Origin of the sequence: Paenibacillus sp. FSL R5-0519 (genome assembly GCF_037974275.1) — a bacterium.
Classification (GTDB): domain Bacteria; phylum Bacillota; class Bacilli; order Paenibacillales; family Paenibacillaceae; genus Paenibacillus.
The window spans coordinates 5,967,748-5,985,210 of the sequence record NZ_CP150234.1 but is presented as its reverse complement, the minus strand read 5'-3'; the positions used below and the strand labels follow the sequence as shown (position 1 = coordinate 5,985,210).

The 17,463-nt window shown below is 47.4% G+C and carries 13 protein-coding genes; 10 read left to right on the top strand and 3 right to left on the bottom strand.

Annotation, left to right across the window (positions count from 1 at the left end; genetic code table 11):
- Positions 1–64: 64 nt before the first annotated feature.
- Positions 65–823, bottom strand: a complete 759-nt coding sequence (locus MKY73_RS26845; RefSeq protein WP_339304392.1) for a tryptophan-rich sensory protein — start codon at positions 821–823, stop codon at positions 65–67.
- A 226-nt stretch (positions 824–1,049) separates the two neighbouring features.
- Between MKY73_RS26845 and MKY73_RS26840 the strand changes: the two genes are divergently transcribed.
- Entirely contained in the window at positions 1,050–2,015 is a 966-nt protein-coding gene (locus tag MKY73_RS26840) for a bile acid:sodium symporter (protein WP_339304390.1), read from the top strand.
- 131 nt (positions 2,016–2,146) lie between these two features.
- On the opposite strand, the gene MKY73_RS26835 is transcribed toward MKY73_RS26840, so the two are convergent.
- Positions 2,147–3,775 carry a response regulator gene (locus MKY73_RS26835; protein ID WP_339304388.1) on the bottom strand — a complete coding sequence of 543 codons (1,629 nt, stop codon included), beginning with the start codon at positions 3,773–3,775 and terminating at the stop codon, positions 2,147–2,149.
- Positions 3,776–3,780: 5 nt separating this feature from the next.
- A complete protein-coding gene (locus tag MKY73_RS26830; RefSeq protein WP_339304386.1) occupies positions 3,781–5,610 on the bottom strand; it encodes a sensor histidine kinase in 1,830 nt (609 codons plus the stop codon).
- Between the two features lie 144 nt (positions 5,611–5,754).
- On the opposite strand from MKY73_RS26830, the gene MKY73_RS26825 reads away from it, so the two are divergent.
- The 9 genes from MKY73_RS26825 to MKY73_RS26785 all read left to right on the top strand — a co-directional run bounded on the left by MKY73_RS26825 (position 5,755) and on the right by MKY73_RS26785 (position 17,454).
- Positions 5,755–6,636, top strand: coding sequence for a sugar ABC transporter permease (locus MKY73_RS26825; RefSeq protein WP_036607341.1), 882 nt, complete (start codon positions 5,755–5,757; stop codon positions 6,634–6,636).
- The gene (locus MKY73_RS26820; RefSeq protein WP_253429649.1) at positions 6,636–7,472 is read left to right on the top strand and encodes a carbohydrate ABC transporter permease; all 837 of its coding nucleotides are present in this window, start codon (positions 6,636–6,638) and stop codon (positions 7,470–7,472) included. The genes MKY73_RS26825 and MKY73_RS26820 overlap by 1 nt, the downstream gene beginning before the upstream one ends.
- A 619-nt stretch (positions 7,473–8,091) precedes the next feature.
- A complete protein-coding gene (locus tag MKY73_RS26815; RefSeq protein WP_339304384.1) occupies positions 8,092–9,390 on the top strand; it encodes an ABC transporter substrate-binding protein in 1,299 nt (432 codons plus the stop codon).
- 316 nt (positions 9,391–9,706) lie between these two features.
- Positions 9,707–10,930 (top strand): ATP-grasp domain-containing protein, encoded by a 1,224-nt coding sequence (locus MKY73_RS26810; RefSeq protein WP_339304382.1) that lies wholly within the window; start codon positions 9,707–9,709, stop codon positions 10,928–10,930.
- A 23-nt stretch (positions 10,931–10,953) separates the two neighbouring features.
- Positions 10,954–12,006 (top strand): YqcI/YcgG family protein, encoded by a 1,053-nt coding sequence (locus MKY73_RS26805; protein ID WP_339239337.1) that lies wholly within the window; start codon positions 10,954–10,956, stop codon positions 12,004–12,006.
- Positions 12,003–13,271: an ATP-grasp domain-containing protein gene (locus MKY73_RS26800; RefSeq protein WP_339304380.1), complete on the top strand. Its 1,269-nt coding sequence runs from the start codon at positions 12,003–12,005 to the stop codon at positions 13,269–13,271. Before MKY73_RS26805 ends, MKY73_RS26800 begins: the two co-directional genes overlap by 4 nt.
- A complete protein-coding gene (locus tag MKY73_RS26795) occupies positions 13,268–14,500 on the top strand; it encodes an MFS transporter (RefSeq protein ID WP_339304378.1) in 1,233 nt (410 codons plus the stop codon). Before MKY73_RS26800 ends, MKY73_RS26795 begins: the two co-directional genes overlap by 4 nt.
- Before the next feature lie 336 nt (positions 14,501–14,836).
- The gene (locus MKY73_RS26790) at positions 14,837–15,403 is read left to right on the top strand and encodes a TetR/AcrR family transcriptional regulator (RefSeq protein ID WP_062837307.1); all 567 of its coding nucleotides are present in this window, start codon (positions 14,837–14,839) and stop codon (positions 15,401–15,403) included.
- Positions 15,404–15,462: 59 nt separating this feature from the next.
- Positions 15,463–17,454, top strand: a complete 1,992-nt coding sequence (locus tag MKY73_RS26785; RefSeq protein WP_339304376.1) for an alpha/beta fold hydrolase — start codon at positions 15,463–15,465, stop codon at positions 17,452–17,454.
- Positions 17,455–17,463: the final 9 nt, after the last annotated feature.

Sequence of the window (17,463 nt, the reverse complement as noted above, 5' to 3'; positions counted from 1 at the left end):
GGTCGAATGAAAATGACCAGAATCGGCTTTTTGCTTTATGTTTTTGCGTTAGAATGGCAGTCGCTCAATCGCGATCCTGATTACGGGCGAAGAACAGCCATATCGCGTAGATTGCCAGTACGATCGCAATGATGATTGCCGTATAATATACGGAAGTGACATCCTTTTGTTTAAGGGCGATGGCGATGTACGCCCACGTGAATACCAGTGGATATACACTATCCCGATAACGGAAGCTAACGAGTACAGCCAGCAACATTCCCACAATGAGCATAATGATCGTCCAGGTCGGTTCGCTGAGACCAAAACCATCCCAGCCGATTTTATATAACAGCACAGCAGTATTGATGATCGTAGCCACGCTAACCCATCCCAGATAGATGCTGAATGGCAGCTTCACAAGCCAGATCTCGGCAGTGGTCGGAACAGTAATGGTACGTGTTTTTACATACAACACGATCAGAGACAACAGAAGCAGTACAATAATTAGTAAAGCGAGACCGATCTGCAAGTTTTGAAAAGCGAAAATCCAGGCTACGTTAAAGGCACAGCTTGCCAGGAACCAATACCCGAGACGGGTGATGGAGTCCCTTTTCCACGAAGCAGGCACGAACTGATAGATCACAAAGCCTGCAAGCAGCAAGTAGATCAAACCCCATATAGCAAAGGCATAGCCAGAAGGTGTGAGTAGCACAGGGTACATATCCGATACTTCCTTGTTGGTTCTGCCCCCAATCGGCAGAGCGTTGGAAAGATAGTTCACGATAATTACAGCGATAAAACCAATAGCGTTTAACCACTTGTACGGATTGTTACGTGACATGGTGTTTCCTCCTTGGTTTGACGAATGAATGAACCACGGGTCAGTCTACAATGAATATACCCAGTTCTTGCACATTCTAATAACAGCCGCAAAAAATTCACAAGTTGATCTTACGGATCCATGTGCTCTGACGTTATGCTGGAACGGCACTCTGTCCCAATGTACGCGAAACGGAGCAGAAATATGTCCATGCTCAGGATGTCCCATTTAGAAGTGGAGGAAGAGAATGCTTACACGAGAAACGATGGAGAGACAGCAAACCTGGTTCTATGTCATTGCACTATTATTAGGAGCAGTGATAGGGCTGAGTTTACCGGCATGGGGGAATGTTTTACACTACACTGTGTCCCCGGTACTTGCTGTTCTGTTATATAGCATGTTTGTACAGATTCCTTTTTTACAGTTAAAAGAGTCCTGGTCGAATCTTCGATTCATGGGGGCGTTACTGGCGGCTAATTTTATCGTTGTACCTGCAGTCGTATGGTTGCTTACACTGGTCTTTCCGCAATCACCAGGCGTTCTGATCGGAGTGTATCTGGTACTGTTAACCCCCTGTATTGATTACGTCATTGTGTTCACACAGCTCGGCAGGGGCAATGAGAAACTGATGCTGGCCGCAACCCCCCTTTTATTTGTTATACAAATGATCCTGTTGCCGTTATACTTATGGGTTTTGATGGGTGCAGAGGTGGCGCAGGTCATGCGAGTAGGACCTTTCGTGGAGGCTTTTCTGTTCCTGATTGTTATTCCACTGTTGCTCGCTGTCGTTACACAGGTTCTCTCCAGAGGTAAAGCGAGCGGTGAGCGAATCATGAATGCGACGGCGTGGCTGCCGGTTCCGATGATGGCATTCGCGCTGATCGTGGTTGTCGCTTCCCAGATCGGTAAAGTCTACAATGATATGGCGATCATCGTGAATGTGATCCCGATCTATGTTGCTTTTCTAATCATTATGCCTTGGATATCCCGGTTCATTGCTACTGGGTTTGGATTGAATCCAGGCGCAGGACGAGCGTTGATATTCAGTTCAGCCACACGGAATTCGCTGGTCGTTCTGCCACTGGCCCTGGCACTCCCCCCGGAATGGGCAACCATGGCTGCTGCTGTTATTGTTACACAGACGATGGTGGAGCTTGCAGGGGAGTTAATCTACATTCGTCTTGTCCCCGAGGTGATTTTGCAGGATCGGTGAGCAGAAAGAGCGAAACCGTCGTCATGAAATGAGTGATTCTCTGTTAAAAGTAAAATACAAAGAGTACTCCCGACTGGTCATAGGGGAGTACTCTTTTTAACTCAAATAAATTTTGAACCGGTACCCGTCCGTTAAGTACCGGCCTCCAATAATGTTTTACGATATTCCGCTGGCGTGATGCCCTCCATTTTTTTGAACACCTTGCTGAAATACTTTTCATCCTGGAATCCAACCATCTCCGCAATTTTGGCGACTCGCAGGGAGGGGTTTTGCAGTAGCAACTTCGCGTTATTGATTCGCAATTTGCCGAGATATTCCGACCAGTTCAGGCCAAATTGCTGTTTGAACTTTCGGGAAATATACTCCCGGCTCAGATAGAAACGCGCGGCAATCTGCTGCAAGGACAGGTCCTCCTGATAATGGGCGTCCATATATCGTGCAATCTCACTCATGGGATCAGGATTGGCGTGGTGATGTGCGGTGAGCGCTTTTCCTGCGGCAAGCAGCCGTTGCTCCAACAAGGAACGAAGCAGGGGATAGGATAACAACCCTTCAGCGTCAAATGGTAACTCGGCAAAGGGAATAGACTGTTCCTCCGTCACTTCTTCCTCTTTGAATGACGAACCTGCCGTATCATCAAGCCAGCGGCTCAGCATCCATTCCAGCTCATCGATCCATTGCTGGATCTGCTCGGCACTGACAACCTCAAGATCAGTAATTGGGTCAAGCCATTCGGCAACCGCAGCAGATACACTTGAAGCCCGCAAGCTCATGGCTGCCATCCGCATAGGTTCTTCATGGGCGGTCAAGCGCCTGGGTTTATTCCCATTGTATGATTCCAGGGAAGCATGAATTCGCTGTTTGGTATGCACAGCATTGCGCCGCCACAGCCTTGAACTTGCCTCCATATAGGCTGCTGAGATGCCGCCAGGATATGAGTCACAGGTGGAGATGCCGAAATGAAGCTGGCGCTGAATCGTCTGCTCCAATCCATGATTGACCTTGTCCAGAATAGGCTGCAATGAAGTGGGGGGACCCCAATGCAGCAGAACGATCTCATCGGGCTGATCCAACTGGCGAAACATGACGCCTTCGTCTGGTGTGGATAACATCTCAGCGCAGATATTGAGCACCGAGAACACAAGCAAGTCGGGTTGACTGCGGTACTTTGCCAGACAACCTGCATCCAGATGGGAAAGGCTGGTGACAGCGACGCTACAGACAGGGATTATACCCGGAAGATACAACTCATCCTGCAATCGCTGCAGATGAGAGGGGCTACTGCCTCTTCCGACGGCAAGTTCGGTTAACAGACGATCCTGATAGTGGGGGCGCATTCGATTAACGACAATGGATTGTTTGGTGGATTGCAACCGAACAGCATCCTCCTCTTCCCAAGCTGTAACGGCCTTCAATAGAGATGCATTCAGCTCATCTGCTTCCACAGGTTTTAGCAGGTAGTCCATACCACCGTGCCTGATGGCATGCCTCACGAGTTCAAAATCATCATATCCGCTAATAACCAGCACCTTGCTGTGTGGGGTATGAACGGAGATCCATTCGAGCAACGCCATACCGTCCTTGCCTGGCATACGCATGTCACTGAGAATGATTTGAGGTTGATGTGCCGTGATGGAGGCAATGGCTTCATCCCCGTCTGCCGCTTCAATTATTGTATCAATACCAAGATCTTTCCAATGACCAAGCAACCTTATGGCATCGCGGACATGTTTTTCATCATCTACAAGCAGTGCCTTCATGTTGTTCACTCTCCCGCGTATAGTATAACCCTGATCTTCACACCATTGGGTTCCCGATTGCTGACCTCAAGTCTGGCTGAGTGACCGGGATGTGAGTTCAATTGAAGTCTGCGCATCACATTTCGTAGACCAATGGACTCGGACTCATCGGATTCTTGCGTGGCTAACCCGGTTGATATGTGATTTGGATGGAGCCATCCCTGAATCTCCAGTAATTTATCTTCTGGTATGGAGGGTCCGTTATTATTCAGTTCGATTTCAATCCAATGATCATTGATCCGACGGCTGGATAGAGAGATGTGACCTTTACCTGGCTGAATATCTGCCCCATGTTTGAAATAGTTCTCAATTAAAGGTTGTAACGTCATTCTTGGCATTTCGACAGACAGGGTATCTTCGGCAAAATCCAAATCCACCTCAAGGCGGTCACCGAACCGCTCCTGCTGAAGTTCCAGATATAACCGGGCATGCTCTGCTTCCTCGCGTAAGGTCACGCCGGTCTGATCCCGCATGCTGTAGCGCAGCATTTTGGATAGGGAAGAAAGTAGTGTATACGCCCGTTGTCCTTGCTGTTGAAGGGCAAGTGTACCGATGGATTGCAATGTATTATACAGAAAATGCGGATGAATTTGCGCTTGCAACGCTTTGAGTTGATTCGTCTTATTGGCAATTTCAAGTCGATATTCCCGCAAAATAAGATTATTTACTGTATCCATCATATCCCGGAAATGACGAGCAAGCACCCCGAATTCATCTCGGCTGGATAGGTGGATATCCACATGCAGACGCCCGGCTTGGATCTGGTTCATATAGCGCATGAGCTGCTTGAGCGGACCGGTGATTCGGATGGAGATGAACAAGGTTGCGACAATGACCAATACAAGTGCAGCGATGGCAATCATTGCGTTATTCCACGTGAGTGTGGTCGCTCTGGCGTATAACGTCTCATTCGGAATCTGTTTGACGATGGTCCAGTCCGCGTACGTGCTGCCAAGCTGCTGGTACACATACATGGAACGATCCTGTTCAAAATGTCCTGCGACATTCTGGGCTGTACCCGCGTTATTTCGTGCGATATTCAGCTCACTAGCTGTTTCCTCTCGCAGTGCATCGGTATAATTGACCTCGGAACGTCCTTGGTAGATGATCTGATTCTGACCGTCCACAACATAGATCTGTTCCTTAGCCGGATCATACAGTCTGCCGCAGATGGCTGCAATGGTATTCATATTCAGATCAATGGCGAGAACACCCAGACGCTCGGTGGACGGAATATCCTTGATCACCCGATGCAGGGTAATGACTGTTCTTGCAGGATCATCGGGGGAGGCAGCCTTGAATCCGTACGTGTGACTCATATGTGCCGATTCCACCCAAATGTCCGGGCTGTCACCGCCTGTTTTTCCATGAAGCGATCCGGAATAGGCCTGTTTGCGTTCCTCCCGCTTCGGAAAGGGATTCGTAATTAAGGTGGATTGATTGGCAGCAAAAGAGTGCAAATACAGCTGAAAAACATCCGGCACAGCCGCACGGATGGTCTGCAAAGTAGTGTACACTTCAGCCACTGCACGATAATCACCAGGAATCTTCGCCAAGTTACGCAGGAAGTTCGGGTCGTTATACACAGCAAGCGACGCTCTGGCCACGTTATCCACATAGTTATTGAGATTCGTGGACGCTTGGTAGATCAGGCGTTTGTTCTCTTCAACAGCCTGTTCCCGCAGGGCTGTCTTGGTCTGGATAAATGTCATGCTGATCGACGCAAGCAGCGGAAGCGTGGTAGCGATGAGCATAAAGGCAATCAATTTGGTGCGTATACTGTAGTATTTGGACATCGGTCCACCCCTTCTGGTTGCAGGTTAAAGATAGGACAATATTTTACCCCCAACTGTTCACGAGGGTCGGTGTTTCCCTCAGCGATATTGGAGTTTAATAGAGAAAGAGACCAATTTCATCCATCTATAGAAGGGGAGAACGATATGAAGCATCGCAAATCTTCACAGCTGTTACAGCAGCTCGTGTTCGTGGGTCCCTCCATCGTGTTTTTTATTCTCATCATCGTGGTCCCTTTCCTGCTTGGCATGGTGTACTCCTTCACGGATTGGAACGGGGTATCCGAGAACATTAATTGGGTAGGGTTCGATAACTTCGTACATGTTTTTGCGAATGATCCCAAGTTCCAAACGGCGTTTTGGTTTACGGTGCGATTCACCGTGGTTGGTGTGGTACTAACCAATGTAATTGGCTTTTTCCTGGCCTATTTCCTGACCAAACCGCTCAAGACGAGAAACATTCTGCGTACGATCTTTTTCATGCCTAACGTGATCGGTGGGTTGTTGCTCGGCTTTATCTGGCAGTTCATATTTGTGAAAGGGTTTTCAGCAGTAGGCGATGTAACAGGCTGGTCCTTCTTCAACCTTCCTTGGCTGGGAGACGAACCAACCGCCTTCTGGGGAATCGTGATTGTGTTTGTATGGCAGACCGCAGGATATCTGATGGTTATCTACATCTCATCTCTGACGAATGTATCCCCTGATCTGCTGGAAGCTGCCGAGATTGATGGCGCAAGTCGCTGGCAGGTACTGCGGAGCATCATTCTTCCGCTCATTATGCCAGGTGTAACAATCTGTCTGTTCCTGGCGATCTCCTGGTCGTTCAAAATGTTCGATCTCAATCTGTCGCTGACCAAAGGTGGACCATTCGGATCAACAGAGTCGGTTGCACTCAATATTTACAATGAAGCCTTTGTGAACAACAGATATGGCATCGGAACGGCCAAAGCACTCGTGTTCTTCGTAATCGTTGCCATCATCACCATGATTCAGGTACGTCTGACGAAGAGCAAGGAGGTAGAAGCCTAATGGAGACGACGAAAAATTACCGCTTCAGTACCATTCTAACCGAGATTATCATGGTACTCATTGGACTTTTATTCCTGGTTCCGTTTTACTTCCTGTTTGTGAACTCGGTTAAAACCTTCGGTGACCTGCTCACTAATTCGGCTGCATGGCCGGAAGTATTCCAATGGGGCAACTATGCGAACGCCTGGGAGAAAATTAACTTCCCGTCTGCGCTGATGAACTCGCTTATCGTTACCGTAGTCAGCAATCTGTTGCTAGTGCTGATCAGTTCCATGGCCGCGTACCGAATGGTTCGCAGCGATACCCGGTTCAACCGGATTTTGTTCGGCATGTTCATTGCCGCCATGGTGATTCCGTTCCAGTCTATCATGATTCCACTTGTTACGGTAACCAGTAATCTCGGGCTAATCGATAGCCTTGGGGGACTTATCATCTGTTATCTCGGTTTCGGGGCACCGATGTCTGTCTTCCTGTTCCACGGATTCGTGAAATCCGTCCCACTGGAGATTGAGGAAGCGGCTCGGGTGGATGGAAGTTCTGCCTACGGGGTGTTCTTCCGAATCGTATTTCCACTAATGAAACCGATGTATGTAACCGTCATCATTCTGAACACGCTCTGGATCTGGAATGATTATCTACTCCCGTCCCTGATCCTGCAAAGCTCCAACCTGCGTACGATCCCGATCGCGACTTTTGCACTCTTCGGGCAATATACGAAGCAATGGGATCTGGCCTTGCCGGCCCTTGTGCTGGGCATCATGCCGATTATCATCTTCTTCCTGCTGATGCAGAAGTATATCATTCAGGGGATTACGGCTGGATCAGTTAAAGGATGAGTGCGAGGGAAGGGTCGCCGCAGGGCTCAAGTTGCGCTTTCGGTCGCTGTTGCTCCTCGGTGGCCAGAAAGTATTAGGGCAAGGAAGCCACCGAGGTTCAAAGGCGAACGCTCCGCTCCTGCAACGCATTCTTGATCCCTTTGCTCCCACCTCGCATGGAGGTGTGCAAAGGGAGTCATGCCCGCATAGCTTGGGCATGACTCCTGAAGAGAAAGCATCGATAAAGAGAACAGAACCTTAAAGAAAAGATTTAAAGCCAAATCCGGTAAGGCAGAGAAGTGGCGCTGGCGGGATCGAGCGGAAGTGCGTGGCAAAAGGTCTGCTGTCAGACTCAAGTAGGGGTACGAGATCATGGTCGATACGGGCTCAAGTTGCTCTTCCAGTCGCTGTTGCTCCTCGCTTAACGAATCTCAGCAACGTTATTCAGGTAAAGAACGGCATCAAAGCTTTCAAAATCGTCTAAATAACGTCGCTATGATTCGTTACATTGCAAATCCGTGCAAATAGGGGCGAATAGCATGTGCTCGGTTCGTTAACATGAAATCACGCTTCAAAGGCAAGTTTCTCGCCACACACAAACGGTTTGTTATACTGAAACTACTATAGGGAGAGTGTATGTATGAAAAGAATGACGAAGTTGACGTTGCTTATGCTGATTGCTTTTTCGGTAATGCTCGCGGGATGCGGTAATGGGGACAAGAGTGGCAGTCCGGTCAACACGGATGCTCAAGGTGGTAGCGAAGCTGCTGCCGGGGACAAAACCATTAAAATCTTCCAATTCAAAGTTGAGATTGCGGAAGCGCTCAATCGTCTCAAAGCAGAATATGAATCCTCCCATCCAGGTGTCAAACTGGACATTCAAACCGTAGGTGGTGGTAGTGACTACGGTGCTGCATTGAAAGCCAAGTTTGCCGCAGGCGAACAACCGGACATTTTCAACGTAGGTGGATATCGTGAACTGGATACATGGCTTGAATATCTGGAGGATCTGTCTGGAGAATCATGGGCCAAGGATGCGCTCGAAGTAGCCAAAGAGCCAATGACCAAAGACGGCAAGTTATACGGACAGCCGCTTGCGCTGGAGGGTTATGGTTTCATTTATAACAAAGACCTCTTCCAAAAAGCGGGTATTACCGAAATTCCAACGACACTGGAACAATTGGATCAAGCTGCACAGAAACTTCAAGCCGCGGGCATTACCCCGTTCTCGAACGGATATCAGGAGTGGTGGGTGCTGGGCAATCATAACGTAAACGTGGCATTTGCCAATCAGGCAGATCCGGTGAAATTCATCCAGGGATTGAACGAAAGCACGGAGAAAATTCCTGGCAATCAGGTGTTCAACGACTGGATTAACTTGCTCGACTTAACGCTGAAATACAGCAACAAAAACCCGCTGACAACCGACTACAATACGCAAGTTACGTTGTTTGCAAGTGGAGAAGCCGCGATGATGCAGCAAGGGAACTGGACTCAAGTACAGATCGATGGAATTGATCCCGAACTGAATCTGGGTATCCTGCCAATGCCAATTAACAATGAACCCAATGACAAATTGTTTGTCGGCGTACCAAACTACTGGGTGGTAAATAAGAATTCCCAAGTGAAACCGGAAGCAAAAGAATTCCTGGAGTGGCTCGTAACTTCGGACATCGGGAAACAATACATGACGAAAGAATTCAAGTTCATTCCGGCGTTCAGTTCCATCACGGCATCCGAGGAAGATCTGGGTGACCTCGCCACAGAGATCATGAAGTATAGCCAGGAAAATAAAACCCTCAGCTGGAACTTCAACCGTTTCCCTGAAGGTGTTCCACAAGAGTATGGCAGCACGATTCAGGCTTACGTTGCAGGCAAATCGGATAAAGCCGGATTGCTTGATGCATTACAACAGAACTGGGATAGTCTGAAAAAATAACAGGTCCCATCCACTCGTTTAATAAATGTGTGAATAAGGAAAAACATAAAAAAGGTGACTCCGGATGAATTGGAGTCACCTTTTTTGATATGAAAATTCCCAGTTAAAAAGTGCAAATATGAAGTAACAGAACGACTAATACAGATGGTGGAGGTGTTTGTATGATGTCTACAACCTGTTGTTAGTACACAACGTGGCAACAAATAGCCGAATTTTAAATATTTGTAATTTTTAGATTGACAGTTCCATGTTATATCCATATTATAGAAAAATATAACAGATAGTTAAGAATTTTGAATTGGAGGTGAAGTTCTTTATGAGAGATATTGTATTTCTGTGTGACAAGCGAATGAACACCAAAACGGGGTTTCTCGAAGCGTTGTCCAACATATCGGATACAACCAACATTTTGTTGGTAGAGCAGGGATATGAACAATTTTATTCTTTACCAGAAGGGTTGTTTAGTGCTGTGTTCGAAGTGGAGGATATTACTCGGATTGATCAGGTGGAAGAGGTTTTTGAGCGCATTTTGGATGAATATGATGTGGAGCGCGTCATTGCCCCGACCGAAAATGTGGTGGAGACCGGTGGGTATCTCAGATCACGTTTTGGCATACCTGGTATTCAAAAGAATCAGGCCGAGACGGTTCGGAACAAATGGATCATGAAGGAAACATTGCGGCAGGCGGGAATCCACACGTCACAGACGCGTATTGCGTCCAATGCAGTACAGATCAGAAAGATTGTCGCAGGCATTGGTTTTCCCATCATTATCAAACCGATTAGCGGCTGGGCGACGATCATGACGTACAAGCTCAATAATCAAGAGGAGCTTGAGAAGTATATCAGCCAATCCTGGAATCGGGAATCAGTGCTCATTGAGGAATTCATTACGGGTAGGGAGTTTCATATTGATTCGATCGTTTCAGAAGGTGAGCTTGTATTTTCCTCCGTCTCTGAATATTTGTTTAATTGTCTTGAGATTGTCCAGAATGATCGCCCTTCCGGCACGATCTGTTATCCCGCTAACACACATTATGAATATGTGGAACGGATGCAGTCGTTCAATGAAGAGATCATACGGACACTCGGAATACGTAACAGTGTGTTCCATGCAGAGGTATTCCTTCTGCCGAATGGGGAGATCTGCTTTGGAGAGATTGGAGCACGCATTGGAGGCATTGTCATCATTCCGCCTATGGTGTTGAACTCCCATCAGGTGAACTTGTTTGATGCAGCCATTCAAACAGAACTTGGAATATATGAAGCTCCAGCCTTGGTTAATACAGGCAAGTACACAGGTGCGGTTAACTTCCCATCTGCTGTAGGCAAGATCGAAAGTATCTCTTCCGCAGAAGATTTCAAATCGATGGAAGGACTCATTGATATTCGAATTAATTATACATCAGGTCAGTCCATTTCAGGTGGTCGAGATACGATGTCCCGATCTGGATATGCCATTGTGGAGGGTCCAGATATCGAATTCGTTAGAAAACAACTTCTAGAACTACATGACAAGTTTGTCCTGGTTCACCAATAAAACCATTCTAGGAGGGCTTTGGGTTGTTGCTAGATAACGCTGATGTGAAGAGACTGGGTAGTCATGATTGGAGAAAGCAGGAATTTGAGCATTTTGAGAAGGACATGACTGGTGATAATCCACGGTTTCCCTGCATATTTGGTTCCATGGGACTTAACCGTAATGAGCTACGTTTCTCCTTTTTTGATGATGTGAATGACCATTCCATAGAAGAACTGGGAAAGGCATTGAGAGAATACGTGGAACAGGCAAGGAGCTTTGGAAACTACACCTCCATGGTCACGTTCTTTAATATTGATAAGGATCTATCCATCGATGAATATCAGCATACATTTTGGTCCATCCTGACCCGGCTGCACACCATTGACTTGAAAGAATGGCCAGAGTTCATACCGAATGAAGAGAAGGATCCCTTGTGGGAATTTTGCTTTCATGGGGAACCCATTTTTGTCGTTTGTAACACACCAGCACATGAGGTCAGAAGGAGCAGACGTGCCAATACATACATGATTACCTTTCAACCCCGATGGGTCTTTGATTCGATTGGCTTGGGAACACCAAAAGGAGATAAATCCAAGGATTTGGTGCGAAGCTTGCTTCGGCAATACGATGCAATTGATCCATTCCCGCATCTAGGGATCTATGGGGATCCGAATAATCGAGAGTGGCTGCAATATTTTATTCCAGATACCAACGAAGTTTCCGCTACAGCGCAATGCCCATTTCATCATATGAGGAGGAATACTATGAGTTCAGTTCAATATATTAAAGGGTCTGACGTAACACTTGAAGAAGCTGTAATGCAATTGCTGCCTGTAACCGGTTCGGTAGAGGTACAAAGAGATACACCATTCAGGGAGCACAAATCCCATACCCATCCTACAGACGAAACACTTTTGATTATAAATGGAGATATTACCTTCTTCACTGAAGAAGGAGAACTGCATTGCACGCCTGGTGACCGCATTCTGCTTCCGGCTAATACGGTGCATTCCTCCAAAGCCGGGGAGAATGGAACGTTGTACATTATCGCTTTGGAGTTTGTGGAGCAGCCGAAAGAAGAGGTTCTGGCATGACTCGTTCCTCCGTTGGTTTGCTTATGAGAAAAGGTTTTTCTCTGCACGGGGATCATATTGAAGCTCTGGGGAGAATTTTCGAAGAGGTCCATTTATGGACCTCTGTTTCTGGATATGAACAAGATCCGCGCTTTCGGTCTGTTCAGCATATTCCCAAGTACGAGAATGTGGAAGAAATGATCTTGCAGGCTAGACAATTAGGCGTTCCGTTTTTCATTACCTGGCAGGAAACGGATATTGTACTGAATGCGAGATTGAATGAAGGATTGGGAAGACAGGATATTCCTGTCCAAGCGGCCGAAATTGCCAGAGACAAGTCCAGACAGCGTCAGTTCCTGAAGCAGGAGGACGTGGCCTGTCCTGAATTTTATGCTGTAAATACGTTGGATGAGGCTGTTTCAGCGGCGGCAAGTGTAGGCTATCCGGTTATTATTAAACCCACACTGGCCGCATCCAGCAGCCATGTTGCGCTCGTTCATTCGTATGCCGAATTGAAGGAGGCCTTCGATAGTATCTCGCAACTTGCCATTTCGCAATCGGGGCTATATTTTGACGAGGAATGTCCTGCAATAGCGCTGATTGAAGAGTTCCTGCCCGGGGAAGAGATTACGCTGGATGGCGTAGTTGTGAATGGACGGTTTTATCTGGGCGGAGTCCATAACAAGCTCAGAATGCCAGGTCCTTACTTTGAAGAGGACGAATATACGCTACCTTTTCAGGGAGAATCCAATGTGGAACAAGAACTTTGCGAGATGGCTCAGCAAATATGCACAGGTCTGAAACTTGTAAATGGGCTGTTTAACGTTGAAGCCAGGCAGAACGCCAACGATGAGTATAAAGTGGTGGAGTTCAGCTGCCGTATCAGTGGTGGGCATGTCTATCGTAATATTCGCGATGTGTACGGCACTGATCTGGTGACCGCCCATGCTTATGGTCTTCGGGGGGAGGAGACGCTGGCTGCCCATTTTGCGAAAAGAACGGCTCCCAAGTGCGCAACCTGTATCAAGTTTGTGTACCGTGATGGCAAGGTGTTGAATAATGCCAGCGGTGAGGCAGCAGACGATGTGAGGTACCGGGCGTATTTTCCGGTTGCTGCCAAAGGTAGAGTGGTCCATTCTGCTCCGAAGGGATTCGATATTACAGGTCTGCTGTCTGTACGTACCAAATATCAGGGTCCCGAGGACATCGAATCGGTAAAACAAGCCGCAAGATTGCTGGAACAAAAGCTGGATTTGCAAGTTGCTGAGGTGAGACAGCTTCAATGATACAGACTATTTTATTCATCCTCTTCCTGTCCATTACCTTATGTGGAGATACCATTCTAAATATTACCCTGATCTGGTCGGTACTTGAGCAGGGTGGGTCGATTACTCATCTGAGTATTATTATTACGATCATGAGTTTGGTACCTATTTTATTGCAGAAGTATAGCTTTTTCCTCAAAACTGCACTTAAAGAACGACCCTTGCTGATTTTCAGCTTAGCGCGCATCCTGGGCATTGTATTTCTGCTTGTGTTTTTAATTCAATTTGCCGGCAATACCAATGTGTATGGCTTATATCTGATTGGTGGCGTATTCTCCGTAATTCTGTTTTTGACCAATCAGAGTCTGGAAATCTACATGTCCCAGATGGTGTTGGATGGGAAAATTAAATCACACAAGGCCTCGCATGACTTGCAGACGGCAATTCAGATTGGTGCATTTGGAGGAAGTGCGGTAACTGGAGTTTTGCTCAGTATAGGCGGACTGCCAATGATCTCAACGGTACTGATGGTGACGCTGGCTGTGGGGATGATGGCTCCATGGCTCATTCCAATTCTGTCCCGATCCGGTCAGGCTGAGCAGAACGTACAGAAAGAAAAAACGGAGGCTCCGCAGATTACCTACTCCGATGCTGTGCGAAAAAAAGTACTGAACATGACCATATTGGCGGTGGTTGTATTAACTGTGCAATTGGGAGCAATCAATTTTATCGTACCGATTTTGTTCCATGATATCTACAATTGGGATTCATCCCGTTACGGGGCTATCGGAGCTGCGATGGGGCTGGGTGCCTTTCTTGCAACGCTGATTCGTAAGTGGGAACACCGAATTCCAATGTATCTATTTATACTGATCGGTGTTATTGATATCATCATTGGCACGGTACAGGTGTTTGCGGTGTCGTTAATCTGTGGATTTATGCTTGGGTTTGTGTTTAATCGGACTCGTATTATGCAAAGATCAGTCATGTTTGATAACTTGCGCAGCCGCGAAGAGACCATGAAGTGGTCGGGAAGATCAACGTTTGCCACTCAATTCACAAGATCGGTTGTCCCGCTGGTACTGGCACTACCGCTGTCCCTTATGGGGCAGGAGAACACAGGCGTACTGTTAGGAACAATCGGTGTTACGGTGACGATCATCCTGTTTGTCGCCATAAGGCTGGAGAACAGATTGCCAATTCAAGGCACCGATCCGATGATTGCCGGAGACAGTAAACCTTCGATATGAAGCAGGTAACAGTTGTTAAAGGTTGGGAAATGAATTGTACGAAAGGTCAGCCAGATACGTTCTGGTTGGCCTTTTTTGGTGGTTCAACCGGGGGAGGTGTGGATAACCCAAAAGCAGTTAACGATCTCATGATGGATTTAACACAGAGTTGATACCATATGTGGATATCCTCTGTGTATAACACGCTACATTTGGACAAGTGTGGATGAGTCTGTGCGGAAGCAGTTCTATTGTTAACAGAAATACTTGTTTTCAATCAACTAGTACTGTATAGTTCTAAATATGACAAATCAAAAAATGAACACGGGACCTGCCAAATCCAAGAGTTCCAATCCGGTGAACCGGACCAAGGCAGTTGAAGTGGCTGCACAATTGTTTCTGCGTCAGGGGTACAGCTATGTCAGCATGGATGAGGTCGTAAGAGTAAGTGGGGTATCCAAGTCCAATATCTATTATCACTTTAAAAACAAGGAGGAATTGCTTCAGGCCGTGGTACAATACTGGATTGCCCAGTATGAGTCGGAGCTGTATCTGCTGCTCAGTCAGCGTGAGCGAGGAGTGGAGGAGCGCATATACTCATTTATGGCAATGCTGTCGGCAGGTATTGAGGGCCGGAATTACGAAGGGAGCTGTCCTTTTGTCACGTTATATATGCAGACACCTGACAGTGCACCCCAAGTGAAGGAGAGCATATCCAGATTCTTTCGTGAGCTTAGACCTATGGTGGAGAAGCTGTTTCAGCAAGGTTTGGATCGTGGTGAATTTCGCAAAGAAATCGAGCCGGGACCGGCTGCGTTGTTGTTTATTGCAGCATTGGAAGGTTCACTGATCCTTGCGGGAACTGCGCGTGATGTAGGCATTATTGAACAATCAGCACGTACGTTTTGTCAGATGCTTCGGTAAACGAAGCTTTTTTTTGAATATAACTAGTACTAAATAGTACTAAAAGGAGCGATAACAGAATGGACGTACATAAGATCCAAGTATCCACTAAAGATAACTTAGCTTCAAATTCAACAAAAATTCATCAGGTATTGAGCACGTCTGATATGGAACCAACAATTATTTTCATGACAGGCAGCACCGGTTTTATCGGCAAAGAAACGGTCAAACAACTCGCGCAGGGAGACGCACAATTGCTCTTGCTGGTTCGATCAGAACAGCGTGCCAGAACGGTGTTGAAGGCTTATGGAGTGAAGGATTTCACCAGAATCACCTTTATTACTGGTGATTTATCCATCTCGGGTCTTGGACTTGCCGCAGTGGATCGGGAACGTGTTGTTAAAGCGAATGTAATCATTCATGCCGGGGGAACGATGGACGTTACCCTGGAACGAAAGGTAGCTGAGCAGATATTCATGGACGGGGCGAGAGAAGTGGCCCAGCTTGCACAAGAAATTCACGGTACCCGAGGACTGAGACACTTTATCCACGTGGTTGGTTTCATGAGTCCCTATGGACAGCGGAACGAACAGGGAGGTTATCTTCAGGTCGACCATGTGGGTGATCAGGAAAGTGCATATGAAGAGATGAAATTTCATGCCGATCTTCTTATTCGTGAACATGCGGAAGAGCATAATTATCCCTTATCCGTTGTGAATCCGAGTACTGTGGTTGGACCGCGCCCGACTGGGGAAACGGAGCAAACGGGTGGGATTGGGCTGCTCATTCAGGCGATTCAAAAGCGACTTATGCCCGTAGTGCCGGGAGGTTCATCCTATTGGTTACCCATGGTGGAGAATGATATTGTTGCACGAACGCTTGTTTTTCTATCCAGGGAAGCAGACCCGGCAGGTGGAACCTATCCACTATTGGCACGCAAGGAAGACAGTCCCAATATGAAGGAACTGCTGCATCTTCTGGCACATGAATTGGATGTACCCAAACCCAAAGGAGCTGTACCACTGCCTTGGATTCAATGGGCAATGAAATCAGGGGGCACTCGCCTCACTGGTGTTCCAGCGGAGTCGGTTGCTTTTATTACCAACAGGTCATTCCCGGTCGAGGAGACGGAGGCGCTATTCACACGTATGGGGCAATCCTGGCCGGACATCAGGGAACAGCTTCCGCTGGTTACAGCAGATCTGGACTACCGTCTTCGGTATACACCGTTACCTGAGGAGGTCCCGGCAGATTATATCCGGTCACGGAGTGGGAATATGGCTATGATCGGTTGGGAGGGTGAAGGAGAGCCGTGGATTATTGTGCATGGTCTGCTTCAATCTGCCGATGAGATGTTGCTTTTGGGAGAACAGCTTTGGAAAGAGACAGGTAACCCGGTTTGGTTAATGGATCTGGCAGGATTCGGACGATCCCCTGTACATCAGGGAGATGAAGCGTTTGAAGGTCAGGTGGGTACACTACTCAAGGCGCTTGATGAGTTCAAGGGTCCTGTGAAGCTGGTGGGTCATTCGATAGGCGCAGCTATCGTGGCTGCCGCACAGTTGCGTAGTGGGCGGACAGACATTCGACTGGGATTGCTTCAGCCAGTTGCCAACAATTCGAATCCGAATGTGCTAAGATGGGTTTCCCGTTTGCCAAGAGGTGTGATGCGGTCTTTGCTTCGTCTTCGATCGGAGAAGAGTTGGAAGCGAATGTTCAGTGCATATATCAGTGGGGAAGACAAAAGAGGTATGGACCATATGATGGCCAAAAGGATACGCTCTAGTCTCCAATCCCCTCGAATAGCGGGGGCAAATGCAGATTTGTTGCGGTGGATGCACTCCGGCAAGCGGGGAAGAGTCAGTTCATTTTCCTGGATGCAAGAGTGGGCTGATGATCACACCAACCATACTTTAGTCGTATGGGGCAAGGAAGATCGGGAATATCACTATCCACAGGATATGAACTCACAGGTCCAACGGATAGATGTACCCTATGGACATTACTTTCCAACGTTTCAATACAAGGAAACGGCTTCAATTCTCGCCAAATGGTCCGATACCTTGAAGTGAGTTCAGATT